Here is a 592-nt window from a genome sequence, read left to right as displayed (position 1 = left end):
TTTAGTGCTCCCTTTTCTGGGCATAAGCGCTTATTGTTGGAGGCGGCAAAATACACTTCTTCGTTTTTAAACTGAAATGCTTCGCAATACACCACTTCATACGCGTACGCGATACCGCCAAGGTTTTGTGTGGTTTCGAGGCGATACACAATGTCACCGACCAAAGGATGGTCGGTGTTGTTTTGCTCTTCTTTAACGACTGGCAATTCAAAACGGGTCGTGACCCAGGCGTAATCTTCTTCACCATGATGATTGTCACGAGCTGCCACGGCTAAGTAAGTGGTTTGGTCGATTTCTTCTGGCGCACCTTGTACCACGATTTGGCCTTGGTTGAGCACCTGAAGACCATTGGCGTTTTCTAACCAGATCCGAGTGGTGAGCAGGTCACCATCGGGGTCTTCAAACAATTGGTTCAGACTTAACGAATTGCTGATCGGTTTGTTCTGCGTTAGCTCCCAACCATAAATGATGGTTTGCAGTTGCTGTTCGACCGATAGATTGATGATGGGTTTGCTGTTGTTCGCCGCATCAACCTTGGGTTGTGGTGTCACCGCCGTCAGATCGTAAGGGTAGTAACCATCAAGCGTATCGA

At 48.0% G+C, this 592-nt stretch carries 1 pseudogene; it reads right to left on the bottom strand.

The features are described from left to right. Positions 1–592 (bottom strand): annotated as a pseudogene (locus R7Q48_RS29105) (hypothetical protein); the annotation flags it as partial.

The organism is Vibrio sp. 378 (assembly GCF_033339435.1).
This window is presented reverse-complemented; position numbering and strand designations above follow the sequence as displayed.